Genomic DNA, 20,306 nt, shown 5'->3' with positions numbered 1-20,306 from the left:
GTAACCCCCATGACTACGACTCCGATCAGGCTCCTCCTCGTCGACGACGATCCTCTGGTGCGCGCCGGGCTCGCGCTGATGATCGGCGGGGCCGCGGACATCGAGATCGTCGGGGAGGCCGCCGACGGGGACGCGGTCGAGGACGCGGTCGGACGGAGCCGGCCGGACGTCGTGCTCATGGACATCCGGATGCCGTCGGTCGACGGGCTCACGGCGACCCGGCGGCTGCGGGCGCGATCGGACGCGCCGCAGGTCGTGCTGCTCACCACCTTCCACGCCGACGACCAGGTGCTGGAGGCGCTGCGCGCGGGCGCCGCCGGGTTCGTGCTCAAGGACACCCCGCCCGCCGAGATCGTCGACGCGGTGCGCCGGGTCGCGGCCGGGGAGCCGGTGCTGTCACCCGCCGTCACCCGGCAGTTGATGAAGCACGCGGCCGGCACGGCCGCCGACTCCCGCCAGGCACACGCGCGGGAGCGGCTCGCCGCGCTCAACGACCGCGAGCGGGAGGTCGCCGTAGCCGTCGGCCGGGGCCTGGCCAACGCCCAGATCGCCACCGAACTCTTCATGAGCGTGGCCACCGTCAAGACCCATGTCTCCCGCATCCTCGCCAAGCTGGATCTCAACAACCGGGTCCAGATCGCCCTGCTGGCCTATGACGCGGGACTTCTGGAGGAGGGCGGGCACTAAGCGGGCACCCTGCGCGTTGTCCCTGCACCGGGAGGCGCCCGGAAGGCCTCGGGGAGTCCGGAAGGGGAGCGATGGACGGCCAACACGTGCTTGACCTGGGGGAGTTCGAGGACACGCTGCGCCGGGATCCGCATGCGGTGTACGCGCGCCTGCGCGAGCAGGGGCCGGTGCACCGCGTCCGGCTGCCGGGTTCGGACGCGGGCTACGCGACCTGGCTGATCGTGGGGTACGAGGAGGCACGCGCGGCCCTCGCCGACCCCCGGCTGGCCAAGGACGGCGGCAGGATCGGCGCGACCTTCCTGGACGAGGAGATGATCGGCAAGCACCTGCTGGCCGCCGACCCGCCTCAGCACACCCGTCTGCGCACCCTGGTCACTCGCGCGTTCACGATGCGCCGGGTGGAGCGGCTGCGCCCCCGGATCCAGCAGATCACGGACGACCTGCTGGACGCCGTGATGCCGCAGGGGCACGCCGACCTGATCGACGCGCTCGCCTTCCCGCTGCCCATCACCGTCATCTGCGAACTCCTCGGCGTCCCGGACATGGACCGCGCGGAGTTCCGCAAGATGTCCACCGAGGTCGTCGCACCCACCGACGGGGACACGGAGTACGCCGCCGTCGTCCGCCTCGCGGAGTACCTGACCGAGCTGATCGAGGCCAAACAGGCGGCCGGACCGACCGACGACCTGCTCAGTGACCTCATCCGCACCACCGCCGAGGACGGTGACCGGCTCTCCGCGCAGGAACTGCGCGGCATGGCCTACCTGCTGCTCGTCGCCGGCCACGAGACCACCGTCAACCTGATCGGCAACGGCGTCCACGCCCTTCTCACCCACCCCGGCCAACTCGCCGCCCTGCGCGCCGACACGAGCCTTCTGGACGGCGCCGTCGAGGAGATGCTGCGCTACGAGCCCCCGGTGCAGAACGCCACCTTCCGGTACGCCGCCGAGCCCCTGGAGATCGCCGGCACGGCCATCGGACAGGGCGAGCACGTGGTGGTCGGTCTCACCGCCGCCCAGCGCGACGGCGACCGCTACGGCGACCCGGACCGCTTCGACATCCGCCGCGACACCCGCGGCCACCTCGCCTTCGGCCACGGCATCCACTTCTGCCTGGGCGCCCCCCTGGCCCGCCTGGAGGGGCGCATAGCCGTCGGCACGCTCCTGGAGCGCGCCCCGGGCCTCGCCCTGGACGGTCCCCCGGGCGAATGGCTGCCGGGCATGCTGATGCGGGGGATGCGCAGCCTTCCGGTGCGCTGGTGAGCGCCCAAGGAGCCGACGACGGGCCGAGGGGTCAGCCGTCCGGCGGCCGGCCCCGGTCCGGGACCTCCGCCAGCCCCACCGGGCGGTGCTCCCGCCGGGAGGTCTCGCAGGCCTCGGCGATGCGCAGTGCCTGCAGGGCCTCGTGGCCGTCGCACGGATTGGGCCGTTCACCGCGCAGCACCTCGACGAAGGCGCACAGCTCGGCCTCGTAGGCGGGCCCGAAGCGCTCCAGGAATCCGGTCCACGGCTTCTGGGCGGGCGGCGGCCCGGTCGGCTCGGTGGATGCGACCGGCGTCCGGTCGTCCAGGCCCACCACGACCGTGTCCTGCTCCCCGGCCAGTTCCATCCGGACGTCGTAGCCCGCACCGTTGAGCCGGGTCGCCGTCGCCGTGGCCAGCGTGCCGTCGTCCAGGGTGAGCAGGGCCGCGCCGGTGCCGACGTCGCCCGCCTCGCGGAACAGGGCGGGCCCGGCGTCCGAGCCGGTCGCGAACACGTCCACCACCTCACGGCCCGTCACCCAGCGCAGCACGTCGAAGTCGTGGACCAGCGTGTCCCGGAACAGCCCGCCGGACAGCGGCAGCCACTGAGGCGGGGGAGGGGACTGGTCGCAGGTCATCGCGCGCACCGTGTGCAGCCGCCCGAGCCGTCCCGAGCGCACCGCCTCCCGGGCGCCCGCGTATCCCGCGTCGAAGCGGCGCTGGAAGCCCATCTGCAGAATCGTTCCGGCCGCCTCCACCTCGGCGAGCGCAGCGAGCGTGCCCGGCAGGTCCAGGGCGATCGGCTTCTCGCAGAAGACCGGCAGTCCCGAGCGTGCGGCCCGGCCGATCAGATCGGCGTGCGCCGGTGTCGTCGTGGTGATCACGACCGCGTCCACGCCCCACCTGAAGATCTCGTCGACCCCCGGCGCCGCCGTCTCGCCCAGCCGGTGCGCCAGCCCCTGGGCCCGCGCCGGATCCGCGTCCGTCAGGATCAGCGATCCGACCTCGCGGTGACGGCTCAGTGTGTTCGCATGAACGGTGCCGATGCGGCCCGTACCGATGACCCCGATGCGCATGGAATCAAAGTGAGGGCGGACCCCGCACCCTGTCAATGCGAATGTCCGGACAATCGGACTACACAACTTCCCGTCAACCATGCACGCGGCTACGCTCGGGCCCGTGCCCAAACCAGATGTGGACCCGACCGTGTCACTCGACCTGCGTGTGGACCGTAGTTCTCCGGTGCCGTTGTACTTCCAGCTCTCCCAGCAGCTGGAGGCCGCCATCGAGCACGGCAGCCTCACTCCCGGCAGCCTGCTGGGCAACGAGATCGAGCTGGCCGCCCGGCTGGGCCTGTCGCGGCCCACCGTCCGGCAGGCCATCCAGTCCCTCGTCGACAAGGGCCTGCTGGTCCGCCGCCGGGGCGTGGGCACCCAGGTCGTGCACAGCCAGGTCAAGCGCCCGCTGGAACTGAGCAGCCTCTACGACGACCTGGAGGCGGCCGGCCAGCGCCCCGCGACCAAGGTTCTGGTCAACACCGTCGTCCCCGCCTCCGCCGAGGTCGCAGCCGCGCTCGGCGTCACCGAGGGCAGCGACGTCCACCGCATCGAGCGCCTGCGTCTGGCCCACGGCGAGCCGATGGCGTACCTGATCAACCACCTGCCGCCCGGCCTGCTCGACCTGGACACCGACCAGCTGGAGGCCACCGGCCTGTACCGGCTGATGCGCTCCGCGGGGATCACCCTGCACAGCGCCCGCCAGTCCATCGGAGCCCGCGGCGCCACGGCCGCCGAGGCCGAGCGGCTCGCCGAGACGGAGGGCGCCCCGCTGCTCACCATGCAGCGCACCACCTTCGACGACACCGGCCGCGCGGTCGAGTTCGGCGACCACACCTACCGTCCGGCCCGCTACTCCTTCGAGTTCCAGCTGCTCGTGCGCCCCTGAGTCCGGGGCCGCACTTCGTCGCAATGTCCGGACAATGCGACCGTCGCATGGTCCCCGGGCGTGTCATGCGTGTTCCCTGTGTTCGATACTGAAGCGTTTGGGGCTGGTGAGGTCGCCGCCGGGACGCACCGACGGTGAGATCGCCCGCCCCTTGCGCACGTCGGAGCACAGTCAGCACAGCAAGAAGGGCACGGCCTCGTGGCACGGTTTCGGACCTGGGTAGGCATCGCGGTGGCGGGGGCGCTGAGCGTCGCGCTCGCCGGCTGCAGCAGCACCGGCGGCAAGCGGGCCGAGGACGCCCGCAATGCCGCCGCCCAGGGCAGGGCGGCGGTGAACACGCCCCGCTGGACCTTCGCGATGATCACCCACTCCGGGGACGGCGACACCTTCTGGGACATCGTGCAGAGCGGCGCCAAGCAGGCCGCGGTCAAGGACAACATCAACTTCCTGTACTCGCACGACGACGAGGCCCAGCAGCAGGCCCAGCTGGTGGACGCGGCGGTCGACAAGAAGGTCGACGGCATCATCGTCACCCTCGCCAAGCCCGACGCCCTCAAGGCCGCGGTGGCCCGCGCCGAGAAGGCCGGCATCCCGGTGATCACCGTGAACTCCGGCTCCGAGGAGTCCAAGGCCTTCGGCGCCCTCACCCACATCGGCCAGGACGAGACCATCGCCGGCGAGGCCGTCGGCGACGAGCTGAACCGGCGCGGCAAGAAGAAGGCCCTGTGCGTCCTGCACGAGCAGGGCAACGTCGGCCACGAGCAGCGCTGCGACGGCGTGGCGAAGACCTTCCACGGCACGGTCCACAAGCTCTACGTCAACGGCACCAACATGCCCGACGTGCAGTCCGCGATCGAGGCCAAGCTCCAGGCCGACAAGTCCGTCGACGCCGTCGTCACCCTCGGCGCCCCCTACGCCGACACCGCCGTGAAGGCGAAGACCGACGCGGGCAGCAAGGCCGAGGTCGACACCTTCGACCTCAACGCCAAGGTCGCGGCCGAGCTGAAGGACGACACCCTCGGCTTCGCGGTGGACCAGCAGCCCTACCTCCAGGGCTACGAGGCGGTCGACCTGCTGTGGGCCTACAAGTACAACGGCGACGTCCTCGGCGGCGGCAAGCCGGTCCTGACCGGCCCGCAGATCATCACCAAGGACCAGGCGGCCGCGCTGGCGAAGTACACCGAGCGGGGCACCCGATGAGCGCGACCACCGAGCGCACGCCCGGTGAGGCGGCCCCCGCGACGGCGGACGAACGGGTTCTGAGGACCTCGCCGCTGCGGCGGCTGCTCGCGCGCCCGGAGCTGGGCTCGGTCGTCGGCGCGCTCGCCGTCCTCGCGGTCTTCGCCGTCGCGGCCGACGGCTTCCTGCGCCCCGCGAGCCTCAGCACGGTCCTGTACGCCTCCTCGACCATCGGCATCATGGCCGTCCCCGTGGCCCTGCTGATGATCGGCGGCGAGTTCGACCTGTCGGCAGGTGTCCTGGTGACGTCCTCCGCGCTGATCTCGTCGATGTTCAGCTACCAGATGACGGCGAACACCTGGGTCGGCGTGGGCGTGTCCCTGCTGGTCACCCTCGCCGTCGGCGCCTTCAACGGCTTCCTGCTCACCCGCACCAAACTGCCCAGCTTCATCATCACGCTCGGCACCTTCCTGATGCTGACCGGCATGAACCTCGGCTTCACCAAGCTGATCGACGGCACGGTCTCCACCAAGACCATCGCCGACATGGAGGGCTTCCCGAGCGCCCACGCCGTCTTCGCCTCCACCCTCACCGTGGGCGGCGTCGACTTCAAGGTCACGATCCTGTGGTGGCTCGGCCTCGTCGCCCTCGCCTCCTGGATCCTGCTGCGCACCCGCGCCGGCAACTGGATCTTCGCGGTCGGCGGCAACCAGGACGCGGCCCGCGCGGTCGGCGTCCCGGTCGCCGGGACCAAGATCGGCCTCTACATGGGCGTCGCCCTCGGCGCCTGGATCTCCGGCCAGCACCTGCTCTTCTCCTTCGACGCCGTCCAGTCCGGCGAGGGCGTCGGCAACGAGCTGATCTACATCATCGCGGCCGTCATCGGCGGCTGCCTGATCACCGGCGGCTACGGCAGCGCGATCGGCTCGGCCGTCGGCGCGCTCCTGTTCGGCATGACCAGCAAGGGCATCGTCTTCGCCGAGTGGAACCCCGACTGGTTCAAGTTCTTCCTCGGAGCGATGCTGCTCCTCGCGACCCTGCTCAACCACTGGGTCCGCAAGCGTGCGGAGGCCACGAAGTGACCGAGACGACAGAGCGTACGGCGCTGGTCGAACTGACCGACGTCAACAAGCGCTACGGCAACGTCCGTGCCCTCGACGGGGTCTCCCTGGAGGTGCACGCAGGCGAGATCACCTGCGTCCTCGGTGACAACGGCGCGGGCAAGTCGACCCTGATCAAGATCATCGCGGGTCTGCACCAGCACGACGGCGGCACCCTCGGCATCGACGGCCGGGAGACCCGCCTGTCCTCCCCGCGCGAGGCCCTGGACCGCGGCATCGCCACCGTCTACCAGGACCTCGCGGTCGTCCCGCTGATGCCGGTCTGGCGCAACTTCTTCCTCGGCTCCGAGCCCCGCAAGGGCATGGCCCCCTTCAAGCGCATGGACGTCGACCTGATGCGCCGCACCACCCGCGCGGAACTGCTCCGCATGGGCATCGACCTGCGCGACGTCGACCAGCCCATCGGCACCCTCTCCGGCGGCGAACGCCAGTGCGTGGCGATCGCCAGGGCGGTCTACTTCGGCGCGAAGGTCCTGGTCCTCGACGAGCCGACGGCAGCACTGGGCGTCAAGCAGTCCGGTGTGGTCCTCAAATATGTGGCGGCAGCACGCGACGAGGGCCTGGGGGTCGTTCTGATCACCCACAACCCGCACCACGCATATCTGGTGGGCGACCGCTTCGTCCTGCTGAGGCGCGGCACGATGGTGGGCAATCACACACGGGACGAGATCACGCTCGACGAGCTGACCAGGCAGATGGCCGGAGGAGCCGACCTGGACGCTCTGGTCCACGAACTGCAGCGGACGTAGGGGGCGCGGGGAACTGCGCGATCAACGACGGTGCCCCCGCACCCGGCAACGATCGCGCACCCCCCTCCCCATGCCCCGTACGGCACCTGTCACCGCGGTGCGGCAGAATCGAGCCCGATGAGCACCTACCGCGACCTCACCGCCCCCATCGGCTCCCGCCGGGCCCCCGTGCTCCGCACGGTCGGCACCCGGGAACGCCGCTCCCACCTGACCGCACCCCGGGTGCCCACGGTGGGGATCGACATCGGCGGCACCAAGGTCATGGCGGGCGTCGTGGACGCCGACGGCAACATCCTGGAGAAGCTCCGCACCGAGACCCCGGACAAGTCCAAGAGCCCCAAGGTCGTCGAGGACACCATCGTCGAACTGGTCCTCGACCTGTCCGACCGCCACGACGTCCACGCGGTCGGCATCGGCGCCGCCGGCTGGGTCGACGCCGACCGCAACCGCGTCCTGTTCGCGCCCCACCTGTCCTGGCGCAACGAACCGCTGCGCGACCGCCTCTCGGGACGGCTCTCCGTGCCGGTCCTCGTCGACAACGACGCCAACACCGCAGCCTGGGCGGAGTGGCGCTTCGGCGCCGGCCGCGGCGAGGACCACCTCGTCATGATCACACTCGGCACCGGCATCGGCGGCGCCATCCTGGAGGACGGCCAGGTCAAGCGCGGCAAGTACGGCGTCGCCGGCGAGTTCGGCCACATGCAGGTCGTGCCCGGCGGCCACCGCTGCCCGTGCGGCAACCGCGGCTGCTGGGAGCAGTACAGCTCCGGCAACGCGCTCGTGCGGGAGGCCAAGGAACTGGCCGCGGCCGACTCCCCGGTGGCCTACGGGATCATCGAGCACGTCAAGGGCAACATCGACGACATCACCGGCCCGACGATCACCGAGCTGGCCCGCGAGGGCGACGCCATGTGCGTGGAACTGCTCCAGGACATCGGCCAGTGGCTCGGCGTCGGCATCGCCAACCTCGCGGCCGCCCTCGACCCGTCCTGCTTCGTCATCGGCGGCGGCGTCTCGGCCGCCGACGACCTGCTCATCGGCCCGGCCCGGGACGCCTTCAAGCGCCACCTCACCGGCCGCGGCTACCGCCCCGAGGCCCGCATCACCCGCGCCCAGCTCGGCCCCGAGGCCGGCATGGTGGGCGCCGCCGACCTGGCCCGGCTGGTCGCCCGCCGCTTCCGGCGCGCCAAACGGCGCCGGGTGGAACGCTTCGAGCGCTACGAGCGCTACGCCCAGGCCCGCCGCGACCGGGACTCCGCATGACCGCGTCGCTGCCCCACCAGGCCGCCTCCCCGGACGAGCCGCGCCGACGGCCCGAGGAACCGCGCCACAAGGCCAGACGCAGGGCGATCACCCTGCTGATCATCGGGCTGCTCATCGGTGTCCCGGCCGGCTACCTGGTGATCTCCGCCAACCAGAGCCGCAACAGCGGCAAGGACAAGGAGTCGAGGTACTCCGCGACCGGCCTCGCCCCGGGCTGGCCGTCGAAGGTGCAGCGCCGCCTCTACCAGGTGGCCATCCCGCACCCCGTCGACCACATCGCCTTCTACGAGACCAACAACTGGAAGACCAGCCGCCTCTACGTGCAGTTCCGCACCACCGAGGCCGGCCTGGACAGCTTCCTGGGGGCGACGGGCGCGCGCCGGGACCAGCTGAAGAAGGACGACATCACCATCGGCACCCGCGACCGGAAGGTCTCCGGCTGGGACTTCACCGGCCCCGGACCCTGGGCCGGTCTCACCCACCGGCAGAAGAACCCGGCACCCACCCAGGACGTGGTCGTCAACACCTCCGACCCGACCTATCCCATGGTGTACCTCGTCTCGCGCACGGTCCCGTAGCCCGCTCCCCGCCCCGCCCGGAGCCGGTTGTCAGACCCCGCCCGTAGAGTCGAAGACGTCCGATCCGACACACGGGCGGGAGGTGGCAGGACGTATGAGCGGCGGCACGGCTGCGGTGGCCGAGCGCACGGAGGGTTCCGGGGAGGCCGGGAGCCCGGTTCCGGTGCGCCTCGCCTCCGTCTACCTGCCCGCGCCCCTCCCGCGCGAGGGCCGCATCGCCTTCTGGGACCCCGAAGGCGGCCCGCTGCCCACCGGCACGGGCAACGGCGGCGGCACCGATACCGATACCGGCGTCGCGGCCGACGAGCTGACGGTGGTCCGACGCCACGGCGCGAGCGTGCGCCGCCGGCAGGTGCCCGCGCTGACCCTGCCGCTCGCCGAGGCCCTGCCGCTGCTGGTCCGGGCCCGCCGCGACCCGGCCGCCCACCCGGCCACGGCCTGCTGGGGCGCCGCCGCCCTGCACGCCCTGCGACTGATCGCCCGCGGCCGCCTGCTGCCCGGCCTGACCCCGGGCGGCCACGACGCCTGGCGCGCCGGCCCCCTCGAACCGGACGACATCGCCCACCTGCGCGCGGTGGCCGCGGCCCTGCCCCCGGAGGGCCACGCCGTGCCGCTCCCGGACCCCGGCCCGCTCCGCCTGCCCGAGCCGGAGGCACTGGTCCGCTCCTTCCTCGACGCGGTCGCCGACACCCTGCCGCGCACCCCCGCCGCCCCCTACACCTCGGGCCGGCCCTTCGCCGCCCGCGAACCCATGGCCCTGCCCCGCGCCCACGACTGGGCGGCGGAGGTCGCGGCCGGCATGGACGCGGGCGTCCGGATCTCACTGCGCCTGGACCTGTCCGCCTACGACGTCTTCGACGCCGGTGCCGCCGACGGCGCGCGCGCCGCGGGGGCGGCGATCGTCCAGGTGCACAGCCTCGCCGACCCGACCCTGGTGGCCGACGCGACGGCCCTGTGGGCGGGGGAGGCCGAGCAGGCCTTCGGGCCACGCGCCCGCGTGGACGCCGCCCTCGCTGTACGGCGCGCGGCCCGCGTGTGGCCGCCCCTGGACCGGCTCACCGAACAGGACGTGCCCGATGTCCTCGCCCTGTCCGAGGAGGAGCTGGGCGATCTGCTCGGCGTGGCGGCCGGCCGGCTCGCCGCCGCCGGGGTGGCCGTCCACTGGCCCCGGGACCTCGCCCGCGACCTCACCGCCGCCGCGGTTCTCCGGCCCGCACCCGGCTCGGCGACCGACGGCACCGGCTTCTTCGAGAGCGAGGACCTGCTCCGGTTCCGCTGGCAGCTGGCGCTCGGCGGCGAACCGCTCAGCGAGGCCGAGATGGACGCGCTCGCCGAGGCCCACCGGCCGGTCGTACGGCTCAGGGACCGCTGGGTGCTGGTCGACCCGGCCCTGGTCCGCAAGGCCCGCAAACGCGAACTGGGCCTGCTCGACCCGGTCGACGCGCTCTCCGTCGCGCTCACCGGAACCGCCGAGGTCGACGGCGAGACCGTGGCGGCCGTTCCGGTCGGCGCGCTGGCCACCCTGCGCGACCGTCTCACCGGGGGCCTCGGCCCGGCCGAGCCCCCCGCCGGCCTCGACGCCACCCTGCGCGACTACCAGCTGCGCGGCCTGGCCTGGCTCGACCTCATGACCTCCCTCGGCCTCGGCGGCTGCCTCGCCGACGACATGGGCCTCGGCAAGACGATCACGCTCATCGCCCTGCACCTGAAGCGGGCCCGCACGGAGCCGACCCTCGTGGTCTGCCCCGCCTCCCTGCTGGGGAACTGGCAGCGGGAGATCACACGGTTCGCGCCCGGCGTCCCCGTCCGCCGCTTCCACGGCCCGGACCGCACCCTGGACGGCCTCGACGGCGGCTTCGTCCTCACCACCTACGGCACGATGCGCTCCGCGGCCGCGCACCTCGCCGAGCAGCCCTGGGGCATGGTCGTCGCCGACGAGGCCCAGCACGTGAAGAACCCGTACTCCGCGACCGCCAAGGCGCTGCGCACCATCCCGGCCCCCGCGCGCGTGGCCCTCACCGGCACCCCGGTGGAGAACAACCTCTCCGAGCTGTGGGCCCTGCTCGACTGGACCACGCCCGGACTCCTCGGCCCCCTGAAGTCCTTCCGCGCCCGGCACGCGCGCGCGGTGGAGAACGGCGAGGACCAGCAGGCGGTGGACCGCCTGGCCCGTCTGGTACGGCCGTTCCTGCTGCGCCGCAAGAAGTCCGACCCGGGCATCGTCCCCGAGCTGCCGCCCAAGACCGAGACGGACCACCCGGTGCCGCTCACCCGGGAACAGGCCGCGCTGTACGAGGCGGTGGTGCGCGAGTCGATGCTGGCCATCGAGACCGCGGAGGGAATCGCCCGCAGGGGCCTGGTCCTGAAGCTGCTCGGCGCCCTCAAACAGATCTGCGACCACCCGGCGCTGTATCTGAAGGAGGACCCGCACGCCGACAGGCTCGCGGCCCGCTCCGGCAAACTCGCCCTCCTCGACGAGCTGTTGGACACCGTGCTCGCCGAGGACGGATCGGTGCTCGTCTTCACGCAGTACGTCGGCATGGCCCGCCTGATCGTGGCGCATCTGTCCGCCCGCGCGGTCCCCGTGGACCTGCTGCACGGCGGCACACCGGTGCCGGAGCGCGAGCGCATGGTCGACCGCTTCCAGGACGGGCGGACACCGGTCCTCGTCCTGTCCCTGAAAGCCGCCGGAACGGGCCTGAACCTCACGCGCGCGGGCCATGTCGTCCACTTCGACCGCTGGTGGAACCCGGCCGTCGAGGAACAGGCCACCGACCGCGCCTACCGCATCGGTCAGACCCAGCCCGTCCAGGTCCACCGCCTGGTCACGGAGGGCACGGTCGAGGACCGCATCGCCGAGATGCTGGCGGCCAAGCGCGCGCTGGCCGACGCCATCCTCGGCTCCGGCGAGTCGGCCCTGACCGAGCTGACCGACCGTGAGCTGGCCGACCTCGTCTCGCTGCGGAGGACGTCGTGACGACCGGGGAACAGCGGCCCGGCGACGCCGCACGGCAGGCACTGCGGGCGGCACGGCGTCGAGCGGAGGCAGAACGGACCGAGGGGGCGCAGTCCGGGCGGGAGGAGACGACTGAGCCGAGGGCACCCGAGGGCGCGGCCGTACGGCCGGACGCGGCCGGGCCGCGGCCCGCGGACGCCGCGCGGGCCGCACTGCGTGCCCCCGCGCCCGCGGCCCCACCGGACGGACCGGCCGACGGGGCCGCCCACGGGGCCGCCCCCGCCGACGACCTTGCGGCGCACCCCGCCGCCGACTTTGCGGCACGCCCCGAAGATGGCTCTGCGGCACGCCCCGCCGACGACCTTGCGGCGCACCCCGTGGAACACCCTGCTGCGCGCCCCGTCGAGGCCGCTGTGGTGGGCTCCTTCGAGGCAGCTGTGGCGAGCACCGCTGATGCCGCCATGACCGGACCTGCCGATGTCACCGTGGTGCCCCCCGCCGGCGAGCTTGCGGCGCGCCCCGTCGCAGAGCCTGGGGGCCGTCCGTCGGCGCGTCCGGCCGACGTGGCCCGGGAGGCGCTCCGGTCCGCTCGCCGGGAGGCGCTGCGCGCCGAGGCGTCGGAGGGCGGCTCCCGGCGGCGTGCGCGCGGCGAGGCGCGCGCGGCCGCCCCTGCCCCAGGTCACTCCGGTGACGAACCGCGGTCCGCGCGGGCGCAGGCCGCCCACGAGATGCGGCAGTTCCTGACGAACGCCTTCCGCATGCCGACGTGGGCCGACACGCTCGACACGACGGACGGCCCCGACACACAGACGCCGGGTACGGACACGCCGGGTAGGGACAGGCCGAGCACGCACACGGCGAGCATGCAGACGCCGAGCACGGACACACCGAGCCTGGACACACCGAGCACGCACATGGCAAGCACGGACCAGCCGAGCGCGGACACGGCGAGTACGCATCAGGCGAGTACGGACAAGCTGAGTACTGACAATCCGAGTACGGACACGGCGAGCACACACACGCCGCGTCCGAACGCATCGGGCCCGCACGCCCCAGGCCCGCACACCCCGGGCCGGCACGCACTGAACCGGCCCACGCCAGATCGGCACGCGCTTGCCTCCCGTACGCCCGGTGGTGACACCAGCCTCACCGAGCCCCGCCCTTCCCTCGTACCCGTACCCGTGCCGGTGTCCGAGCGGGCGCCGGTCGCTGCGCGTGCCCCGCACGGTCCCGCCGGGCCCCGCACCCCGGCAGCCGCGGCCCCGCAGATCCCCGCCAGCATGGGCACTCCCCATCGCGACACCGAACTGCGCCGCACCTTCACGGCGTTCCCGCCCAGGGCGGTCTGCGCGGAGGACTCCTCCTTCGCGGAGACCTGGTGGGGCAACGCCTGGGTCGACGCTCTGGAGCAGGGGGCGCTCGACGTCAAGCGGCTGGCCCGGGGCCGCGGTTACGCGGACCTGGGGCACGTCGACGCCATCACGGTGACCCCGGGGCTGGTGCTGGCGTACGTCAGGGGCAGCCGCCCCCGCCCGTACCGGGTCCAGGTGCGGCTGCGGACGCTGGAGGACGAGGACTGGGAGCGGTTCCTGGACGCGGCCGCCGACCGGCCCGGACACATCGCGGCGCTGCTGGACAAGGAGTTGCCCGAGTCGCTGGCCGACTGCGGTGTGCCCCTGCTGCCCGGTCCCCGCGACCTGGCCCCGCAGTGCAGCTGCCCCGACTCCGGCCACCCCTGCAAGCACGCGGCCGCCCTCTGCTACCAGACGGCACGCCTGCTCGACGCCGACCCCTTCGTGCTGCTCCTGCTGCGCGGCCGTGGGGAGAAGGAACTGCTCGACACGCTGTCCCGCCGCAGTGCCGCCCGCGCGGCCCGTGCCGCTCAGGAGCGCTCGCCGCGGGCCCTGCCCGGAGTGCGGGCTTCAGAGGCCCTGGCACCGCGCCGACTCGCTCCGCTGCCACCGCCGTTGCCCGTTCCGCCGCACCCCGGGCAGCCGCCGGTCTACCCGGCGGCACCCGGCGGACCCGATCCCTTCGCACTGGACCAGCTGGCGACCGATGCCGCCGCCCGCGCGCACGCGCTGCTCGCCACCGGCCGTGACCCCGTCGGCGAGCTGACCCTGTGGCAGGACGCGGTGCGCCTCGCCGCGGCCCGCCCCGGCTCCGGCCTGACCGCCGCCACCCGCGCGCTGTACTCCACGCTCGCCACGGCCGTCGGCCGCACCCCGGCCGACCTGGCCCGCGCGGTGGCGGCCTGGCGGCAGGGCGGCCCGGCGGGGCTGGAGGTCCTGGAGGAGCCGTGGGACCCGCCGGCCGGCCGCTTCGACCGGGCCCGCCCGCTGCTGCTCGCCGCCGACCTGCCGGCGTTCCGCCCCCGGCGCAACCGCCTCACCCATCCTCGCGGTCACGTCCAGCTCCGCCTGGGCCGGGACGGCCTGTGGTACGCCTACGAGTCGGAGCCGGACCACGACGACTGGTGGCCCCGCGGCACCCCCGACCTGGATCCGGTCGGCGCACTCACCGGCCTCGGCACACCGGACGACCTCTGAGCAACACCGCCCGCCGCCCGGCCGTTGCCCTCGGGCTCGCAGGGACGCGGCGTCTCAGGGCCGTACGGTCTGTTCCAAGGCCTCGGCGAGCAGCTGCGCGGCCCTCGATTCCAGTGGGGAGGCGCGCAGCCGGCGGCTGTCGTCGACCGCCCGTTCCAGGATGCCGACGGCGTCCTGCGTCCGGCCGAGGGCGAGACGGCATTCGGCCTCCGAGATCCGGTTGGCGATCTCCAGCAGCGGCAGATGGTGCGCCTGGGCCAGCCGGTGGCTAGAGGCGGCCGATCTGCAGGAGTGCACCGCCGAGTATGTAGCCCATGCGTCCCTGGCTGCGGTCGTCCCGACGGGCACGTGCCCGGGCGAGCATCGTCCGGGCGGGCCGGATGATCCGGTCCCACTGGTTCCTCCAGAGGGAAGGGGATGGCGTCCGTGGGCGCCCCGAGAGCACGCAGGAGCGTGTCGAGCACGTCGCCCGGCTCGGCCGGGGCCGTCTGCGAGCCGGACAGCCGGGCGTAGCAACTGGCCGTCGGGGAAGTGACTGCGCACCAGGTGTCCCACATGGACGGCGAAGGCGGACTTGCCCAGTCCGCCCATGCCGGTCATGGCGGCGACCACCGCGCAGGAGACGGAGCCCGCCGTGAGAGCGGCGCTGAGATGGGCGACCTCGCGATGACGGCCGACGTAGTGCAGGACGTCGGCCGGCAGCTGGCAGGGGGCGGGCAGAGCCGTGTGCCGTGCCGGTTCGCCCCCGAGCCCGGCTTCGGCCCGCAGGATGCGCCGGTGCAGTTCCGTGACGGCGGGGCCGGGGGAGATGCCCAGCTCTTCCCTGAGACGGCGCAGGAGGGCGGCGTACCGCGCCGCGGCTGCTGCGTGCGGTCGGCAGACTGACCGGCGATTTCGGCAGAGCGAGGACATCGTGCAGGAGACGTTCCTGCGGGCCTGGCAGCACCCCGAGGCATTCGAGAGGAATGCGGACACCCCGCTGCCCTGGGTGCTCACCGTGGCCAGGCACCTGACGATCGACCAGCACCGCAAGCTGTCCCGCCGCGCCAGGGAGGTCGGCAGCGAGGAGCAGATGGAACCCTGCGTCCATCCCGACCCCTACGAGTACGTCATGCAGGCCTGCGACGTCGCGAAGGTCATGGCCCGCCTGCCCGAGCACCACAGGGAGGTGGTCGAGCTGTACTTCAAGGACCGGACGGCCGCCGAGACCGCGACCCGCATCGGGGTGCCCGTCGGCACGGCGGCCCGGACCTGGTGCCGGCGTTCCGCCGGTTTCTCCGGACGGAACGACGGCCGGCGGTGCACCGGGTTTCGAGGGGCGGGCCCCCACCGACGAAGGCGACTCGGAACCCCTGCCCCCGCTGCCGCAGGGAGCGGTCGTCGTCTTCTGTATGTACGACCCGTACCCCGCGACCACGGCGCCGGTGCCCGAGCAGCCTTCCTGTCCGCCGCGGCTGGTCTCCGCCGTCAGGTCGAGGCCGGGGGTCGCCTGGGCGTTCGCACCCGACGGCACGCCCGTCCCGTTCCCCTACCCGCAGCCCGAGGCCCTCGGGGAGGGCAGCTGCGCCCCGGTGGCGGACGGCGTCCGGGCACGGCTGTGGCGGTGAACCTCCCGGAGCGCAGCCTCTCGCCGCCGCGGGGCTCGGCGACGGCCCGCCTCAGCTCTCGATCAGGCGATGGAACTCGACCGTGTCGAAGATGTCCTCCATGCGGACCGCCAGTCCGTCCCGCAGCACCCAGGAGTGGACGAACGACAGGGTCGCCGAGGTGCCCCGCACCGAGGTCACCTCGCGCACCCCGAACACCGCCACCCGGTCGCAGGCGGCCACGAACTCCCGGGGCTCCAGGCGCATTCCGCCGAGTACGGCGGGGACGCGGGACAGGAACTCCCTGACGCCGTCGTGGCCCCGTCGGGTGCCGCCGAGCCCGTACTCGGCCATCCCGTCGGGATGCACCCACTCGACCTGGGGATCCAGGGTCGCCAGCAGCGCGCCCACGTCACGGGCGCGGAACGCCTGGTAGGCGCGCCGGACCAGCCGCAGATTACGGCTCTCCCTCTCCCTCTCCCCTTCCCTTTCCGCTCTCTCCGTCGTCTCCGGTATGGCCGTTGTCGCCGTTGCCGTAGTCATGCCGTCGGTCCCTTGTCAGATGCTGAGATGCTCGGGGTGCAGGGCGCGCAGGGTGCGCTCTATGCCGTCGCGCCAGCCGACCCGGCACGGGCCGGTCAGCCGCCGGCGCAGGGCCGGGTCGAACTGGTAGGTCTCCCGGGTGACCTCGCTCGGCACCAGCCGGGCCGGCACGCCGGTGAGGGCCTCGATGTGCCGGATGCAGTCGGTGACGCCCACCGACTCGTCACCGCCCCAGTTCACCAGCGTCGCCGGGACCGACGCGGCCCGCCACAGATGCGGGACCTGGTCGACGAGGTCGTCGGTGTACAGCAGCGAGCACCAGTTCTGGCCCTCCAGCGGTACGGCGATGGGGGCGCCGGCGAGCATCTGCCGGAAGTAGAGCATCGGCACCCCGCCGTAACTCCCCGGCCCGTAGGCGATGTTGAGCCGGGCGATGGTGGTGGGCAGGTCCAGCACCCGGGCGAAGGCGCGCACCGCGCCCTCGGTGGCGAGCTTGCCCATCGGGTAGGCGGGCAGCCAGTCCGCGGCGCCGTCGACCGGGTCCTCCTCGGTGTACCGGTGGTCCAGGGTCTGCCGCTTGTACAGCGCGCCCGTGGAGACGTACAGGAAGGCCTCCGCGGTGCGGCAGTGGTTCATCAGGTGTGCGGTGGCGACCGCGTTGATCTCGGCGGTGGCGTTGAAGTCGCCGTCCTCGCCGCGGCGCACCGCCGCGTGCAGCACGTGCGTGAAGTCCTCGGGGAGTCCCTTGAGCGCATGCGGCGACAGGTCGGTCATGTCCCACCGCCAGGTGGTGATCCCACGCCGGGCGAGGTCACGCTCGGCGGCCGGGTCGCCGAACCGGCCCAGGCACCACACGTCGTTGTGCTCGGCCAGCGCCTCGGCGACCGGCCGGGCGACCTGTCCGGTGCCGCCCGTGATCAGGATCTTCGCGCCGCGCAGGGGAGCGGCGGTGCCGGCCTGGGACCTCGTCATCGGTTTCCTTCCCGTCGGGTCGCGATCGCGTCGGCCTCGGCGAGGCGCAGGTCCAGCTCCCGGCGCAGGACCGCCTGGAACTCGGCCACGTGCGCCGGGGCCAGCATCGTGTAGTGCTCGCCGGGCACTTCCAGGTAGTGGTTGGGGCCGGTGGTGAACGCGTCCCAGCGGCGCAGTTCGTTGTCGAGCCAGTCCTGCCTGGTGCCGCGCAGCGGTATCGCGTGGAACACGCTCATCGAGGGAACCGAACCGCTCGGTTCGTAGGAGCGGCCGAGGTCGGTGAGGGAGTCGGCGAGTTCCGCCCAGGCGGCGAACCGCTCGACGGTCAGGTCGAGTTCGGCGAGCCGGTCGGCCGGGGCGAGTTCGATGAGCCGGGCGACCTGTTCCTCACGGGGCAGCGGGCGCAGCCGGGCCGGCAGCTCCAGGCTCTGCTTCTTGTCGATCAGCGCGAGGAAGAAGGCCAGGTTCGTCGCCGTCTCGGCGAAGTCCAGTTCCTCCATGCGGTACTTGATGTGCGGCGGCAGGTTGAAGCTGCCGACGAAGTCGACCCGTTCGCCGCGCTCTCGCAGCACCTTGGCGATCTCGAAGGCGACCGCGCCGCCGAAGGAGTACCCGGCGACCGCGTACGGGCCGTGCGGCTGCCGCCGCTGGACGGCGTCGGCGTAGCAGTCCACCATCTGCTCGAACGTCGCGAACGGCTTCTCGCCCTCGTCGAAGCCCCGGGCCCGCAGTGCGTAGAACGGCCGGTCGCCCGTGAAGTACTTGGCCAGGTTGATGAAGACCAGCACCTCGCCCACGCCCGGGTGCACACAGAACAGGGGCGTCTTGTCGCCGCCGGTCTGCATGGGCACCACGGGGTCGTACGCCGCGCTGCCGGAGCTGGTGCCCGCGTCGAGCCGCGCGGCCAGGGCACGGACCGTCGGAGCCCTCAGGACCGTGATGACCTCCAGGTCGCTCACGCCGAGCCGCTCGGTGACCCTGGCGCGCAGCCGCAGGATGTCCAGCGAGGTTCCGCCGAGGTCGAAGAAGTTGGCGGTGGCGCTGATCTCCGCGGGGCCGGTGCCGAACAGCTCGGCGTAGATCTCCGCGAGCACCTGCTCGGTCCGGCTCCCGGGGGCCGTGTGGCCGCCCAGCATGCGCAGCGTCAGTTCGCGCACGGCCCGCCGCTCGGCGTCGTACGCGCCCTCCTCCAGCCGTCGGCGCATCAGCGAGCGCTGGATCTTGCCCAGGCTGGTCTTCGGGAAGGCCTGCGGGGGCAGCGGCAGGACCAGAGCGGGCCGGAAACCCCAGTGCAGGACGACGGTGCTGCGGATGGCCGTGACGACCCGGTGCAGAGCGGCCTCGCCGATGGCGCCGGTGCCGGGTGCCGTGCCGCCCTCGGGGGCGAAGGCGATCACCAGCTGCTCGGTGTCGCTGCCGGCCGGGCGGACCGGGAAGGCGGCGACGTAGGAGCGGGCGACGCCGTCGAGCGGTTCGAGGGCGGCCTCGATGTCGTGGCTGAAGTAGTTGACGCCGTTGACGATGATGCTGTCCTTGCTGCGCCCGACCAGGGTCAGCCGCCCCTCGTCGAGCCGGCCCAGGTCGCCGCTGCGGAACCAGCCGTCGGCGGTGAACGCCTGCCGGGTGGCGGCCGCGTTGTTGTAGTACCCCGAGGTGATCATCGGGCCGCGCAGCTGGAGCTCGCCCACCTGTCCCTCGGGCAGCGGGCGGTCCTGCGGGTCGGCGATGCGGATCCCCAGACCCTGGACCGGGGTGCCGAGACCGGCGAACTCCGCGCCGCGGTCGACGTCCGGGAAGCCCTTGCGGGAGTACACGCTGCCCGCACAGGTCTCCGTCATGCCGAAGGCGGGCCACAGTGCGTCCCGTGCCAGCCCGTGGCGGGCGAGGCCGTCGAGGAACGCCTCGCCGGTGGCGACGACCACGGCCTCGCCGCCGCTGATGATGTGCCGCAGCCGGGACAGGTCCAGCTGCTCGCCGCTCGCACGCAGCCGCTCGGCGGCCGCGTTGATCAGACCGAGCAGGAAGTTCGGGGTGAAGGTCATGGTCACGCCGTGCCGGGAGATCAGCCGCAGGAACTCCAGCGGCTCCCCGAGGACGACCGGTGCCTCCACGTGCAGCTGGCGGCTGCCGGTGGACAGGGGCAGCAGATGACACTCCAGCAGGGCGGCCACATGGTCGAAGGAGACCCAGTTGAGGGTGGTGTCCCGGGCGGTGAGCCGGTGGTGGCCGTTCTTGGCGGCCATGGAGGCCAGCAGGTTGGCGTGGCTGAGGACGACCGCCTTGGCGTTTCCGGTCGATCCGGAGGTCAGGACGAGCACGGCGGTGTCCTCGGGCGCCGCGCGGTGGAAGTCGTCCGCGGCGCTTCCCCGGCCGGCCTGCAGTTCCTCCAGGGAGGCCACCGACAGTTCCGCCACGGGAGGCAATTCGGCTGCCAGCGCCCCGCCGGTGACCACGAGGGGCCTGCCGAGCAGGGTGTTCACGTGCTCCAGCTGGGCGCCCCAGCGCTCGCGGTCGCCACGCAGCGGTGCCATGGGGCACGGGACGAATCCGCCGAGCACCGCCGCCCAGAACATCGGCAGGAACTCCTGGGGCCGTTCGAGGATCAGCACGACCCGGTCGCCCGGCCGCAGCCCGCGGGCACGCAGCGCGGTCAGCAGGCGGGCGGATTCGGCCAGCAGTTCCGGATACGACTGGTCCCGCCAGGGTGCGTCGGCCGGGCCGAGGCAGTGGACGAGACCCGAGGCGGGGTACCGGTCGGCGGCGCTCAGCAGCAGGTCGGCGATAGAACCCGGTGTGGGGCATGCGGGGTTCACGGTCGTGTCTCTCCCTGTCTTCGGCACATCGCGGCGGACACCGCGCGGGCCGGAATGTGAAGGACGTGAAGGAACGGACGTGAGGTGCGATGTGAGTGACTTATGCGCGTCGGCCGGGACTGCTCT

Annotated in this window: 16 protein-coding genes and 2 pseudogenes; 12 read left to right on the top strand and 6 right to left on the bottom strand. The window is 73.0% G+C overall.

Going from position 1 to position 20,306, the window contains the following annotated elements:
• Positions 1-9: 9 nt before the first annotated feature.
• Positions 10-687 carry a response regulator gene (locus tag ACFZCP_RS09415; protein WP_391425582.1) on the top strand — a complete coding sequence of 226 codons (678 nt, stop codon included), beginning with the start codon at positions 10-12 and terminating at the stop codon, positions 685-687.
• 71 nt (positions 688-758) lie between these two features.
• On the top strand, positions 759-1,949 hold the full coding sequence (locus ACFZCP_RS09410; protein WP_391425580.1) for a cytochrome P450: 1,191 nt from the start codon (positions 759-761) through the stop codon (positions 1,947-1,949).
• 31 nt (positions 1,950-1,980) lie between these two features.
• On the opposite strand, the gene ACFZCP_RS09405 is transcribed toward ACFZCP_RS09410, so the two are convergent.
• Positions 1,981-3,003: a Gfo/Idh/MocA family oxidoreductase gene (locus ACFZCP_RS09405; RefSeq protein WP_391425579.1), complete on the bottom strand. Its 1,023-nt coding sequence runs from the start codon at positions 3,001-3,003 to the stop codon at positions 1,981-1,983.
• 130 nt (positions 3,004-3,133) lie between these two features.
• Here ACFZCP_RS09405 and ACFZCP_RS09400 point away from each other — a divergent pair, with 130 nt between their 5' ends.
• The 8 genes from ACFZCP_RS09400 to ACFZCP_RS09365 all read left to right on the top strand — a co-directional run bounded on the left by ACFZCP_RS09400 (position 3,134) and on the right by ACFZCP_RS09365 (position 14,266).
• Complete coding sequence (locus ACFZCP_RS09400) at positions 3,134-3,871, top strand: GntR family transcriptional regulator (protein ID WP_362685341.1); 738 nt, start codon at positions 3,134-3,136, stop codon at positions 3,869-3,871.
• 198 nt (positions 3,872-4,069) lie between these two features.
• Entirely contained in the window at positions 4,070-5,071 is a 1,002-nt protein-coding gene (locus ACFZCP_RS09395; RefSeq protein ID WP_362685194.1) for a sugar ABC transporter substrate-binding protein, read from the top strand.
• Complete coding sequence (locus ACFZCP_RS09390) at positions 5,068-6,132, top strand: ABC transporter permease (RefSeq protein WP_362685197.1); 1,065 nt, start codon at positions 5,068-5,070, stop codon at positions 6,130-6,132. Before ACFZCP_RS09395 ends, ACFZCP_RS09390 begins: the two co-directional genes overlap by 4 nt.
• Positions 6,129-6,920 carry an ATP-binding cassette domain-containing protein gene (locus tag ACFZCP_RS09385; RefSeq protein ID WP_362685200.1) on the top strand — a complete coding sequence of 264 codons (792 nt, stop codon included), beginning with the start codon at positions 6,129-6,131 and terminating at the stop codon, positions 6,918-6,920. The genes ACFZCP_RS09390 and ACFZCP_RS09385 overlap by 4 nt, the downstream gene beginning before the upstream one ends.
• A gap of 117 nt (positions 6,921-7,037) precedes the next feature.
• The gene (locus tag ACFZCP_RS09380; protein WP_391425577.1) at positions 7,038-8,183 is read left to right on the top strand and encodes an ROK family glucokinase; all 1,146 of its coding nucleotides are present in this window, start codon (positions 7,038-7,040) and stop codon (positions 8,181-8,183) included.
• Positions 8,180-8,761, top strand: coding sequence for a sugar kinase (locus ACFZCP_RS09375; RefSeq protein WP_391425575.1), 582 nt, complete (start codon positions 8,180-8,182; stop codon positions 8,759-8,761). Before ACFZCP_RS09380 ends, ACFZCP_RS09375 begins: the two co-directional genes overlap by 4 nt.
• A gap of 94 nt (positions 8,762-8,855) precedes the next feature.
• Positions 8,856-11,738, top strand: a complete 2,883-nt coding sequence (locus ACFZCP_RS09370) for an SNF2-related protein (protein ID WP_391425573.1) — start codon at positions 8,856-8,858, stop codon at positions 11,736-11,738.
• Positions 11,739-12,178: 440 nt separating this feature from the next.
• Complete coding sequence (locus ACFZCP_RS09365) at positions 12,179-14,266, top strand: SWIM zinc finger family protein (RefSeq protein ID WP_391426184.1); 2,088 nt, start codon at positions 12,179-12,181, stop codon at positions 14,264-14,266.
• A gap of 54 nt (positions 14,267-14,320) precedes the next feature.
• Here the strand turns inward: ACFZCP_RS09365 and ACFZCP_RS09360 are convergent, their stop codons facing one another.
• Together ACFZCP_RS09360 and ACFZCP_RS09355 are read right to left on the bottom strand one after the other, a co-directional pair.
• Complete coding sequence (locus tag ACFZCP_RS09360) at positions 14,321-14,563, bottom strand: hypothetical protein (protein WP_391426218.1); 243 nt, start codon at positions 14,561-14,563, stop codon at positions 14,321-14,323.
• A gap of 516 nt (positions 14,564-15,079) precedes the next feature.
• Positions 15,080-15,178: pseudogene (locus tag ACFZCP_RS09355) on the bottom strand (hypothetical protein); the annotation flags it as partial.
• On the opposite strand from ACFZCP_RS09355, the pseudogene ACFZCP_RS09350 reads away from it, so the two are divergent.
• Both ACFZCP_RS09350 and ACFZCP_RS09345 read left to right on the top strand, forming a co-directional pair.
• Positions 15,168-15,458 (top strand): annotated as a pseudogene (locus ACFZCP_RS09350) (sigma factor); the annotation flags it as partial. The pseudogenes ACFZCP_RS09355 and ACFZCP_RS09350 overlap by 11 nt on opposite strands.
• Positions 15,459-15,657: 199 nt before the next feature.
• Positions 15,658-15,873, top strand: a complete 216-nt coding sequence (locus ACFZCP_RS09345) for a hypothetical protein (RefSeq protein ID WP_391425571.1) — start codon at positions 15,658-15,660, stop codon at positions 15,871-15,873.
• Positions 15,874-15,924: 51 nt separating this feature from the next.
• Here the strand turns inward: ACFZCP_RS09345 and ACFZCP_RS09340 are convergent, their stop codons facing one another.
• Genes ACFZCP_RS09340 through ACFZCP_RS09330 form a run of 3 tightly spaced genes read right to left on the bottom strand, consistent with a single transcriptional unit; the run spans position 15,925 to position 20,180 of the window.
• Positions 15,925-16,395, bottom strand: a complete 471-nt coding sequence (locus ACFZCP_RS09340) for a nuclear transport factor 2 family protein (protein WP_391425570.1) — start codon at positions 16,393-16,395, stop codon at positions 15,925-15,927.
• Positions 16,396-16,410: 15 nt separating this feature from the next.
• On the bottom strand, positions 16,411-17,367 hold the full coding sequence (locus ACFZCP_RS09335) for an NAD-dependent epimerase/dehydratase family protein (RefSeq protein WP_391425568.1): 957 nt from the start codon (positions 17,365-17,367) through the stop codon (positions 16,411-16,413).
• A complete protein-coding gene (locus tag ACFZCP_RS09330) occupies positions 17,364-20,180 on the bottom strand; it encodes an AMP-binding protein (protein WP_391425566.1) in 2,817 nt (938 codons plus the stop codon). Before ACFZCP_RS09330 ends, ACFZCP_RS09335 begins: the two co-directional genes overlap by 4 nt.
• Positions 20,181-20,306 lie beyond the last annotated feature (126 nt).

Origin of the sequence: Streptomyces sp. NPDC007971 (assembly GCF_042958635.1) — a bacterium.
In the GTDB taxonomy this organism is placed as follows: Bacteria; Actinomycetota; Actinomycetes; order Streptomycetales; family Streptomycetaceae; genus Streptomyces.
The sequence above is the reverse complement of the archived record's forward strand: the minus strand, read 5'-3'. Positions and strand labels throughout refer to the sequence as shown.

Excerpts from the sequence above, each read along its gene's own strand:
- ACFZCP_RS09335 (WP_391425568.1), bottom strand. The coding sequence starts at position 17,367 with ATGACGAGGTCCCAGGCCGGCACCGCCGCTCCCCTGCGCGGCGCGAAG.
- ACFZCP_RS09345 (WP_391425571.1), top strand. The coding sequence starts at position 15,658 with ATGTACGACCCGTACCCCGCGACCACGGCGCCGGTGCCCGAGCAGCCT.
- ACFZCP_RS09370 (WP_391425573.1), top strand. The coding sequence starts at position 8,856 with ATGAGCGGCGGCACGGCTGCGGTGGCCGAGCGCACGGAGGGTTCCGGG.
- ACFZCP_RS09410 (WP_391425580.1), top strand. The coding sequence starts at position 759 with ATGGACGGCCAACACGTGCTTGACCTGGGGGAGTTCGAGGACACGCTG.
- ACFZCP_RS09415 (WP_391425582.1), top strand. The coding sequence starts at position 10 with ATGACTACGACTCCGATCAGGCTCCTCCTCGTCGACGACGATCCTCTG.
- ACFZCP_RS09380 (WP_391425577.1), top strand. The coding sequence starts at position 7,038 with ATGAGCACCTACCGCGACCTCACCGCCCCCATCGGCTCCCGCCGGGCC.
- ACFZCP_RS09365 (WP_391426184.1), top strand. The coding sequence starts at position 12,179 with ATGACCGGACCTGCCGATGTCACCGTGGTGCCCCCCGCCGGCGAGCTT.
- ACFZCP_RS09390 (WP_362685197.1), top strand. The coding sequence starts at position 5,068 with ATGAGCGCGACCACCGAGCGCACGCCCGGTGAGGCGGCCCCCGCGACG.
- ACFZCP_RS09405 (WP_391425579.1), bottom strand. The coding sequence starts at position 3,003 with ATGCGCATCGGGGTCATCGGTACGGGCCGCATCGGCACCGTTCATGCG.
- ACFZCP_RS09375 (WP_391425575.1), top strand. The coding sequence starts at position 8,180 with ATGACCGCGTCGCTGCCCCACCAGGCCGCCTCCCCGGACGAGCCGCGC.
- ACFZCP_RS09340 (WP_391425570.1), bottom strand. The coding sequence starts at position 16,395 with ATGACTACGGCAACGGCGACAACGGCCATACCGGAGACGACGGAGAGA.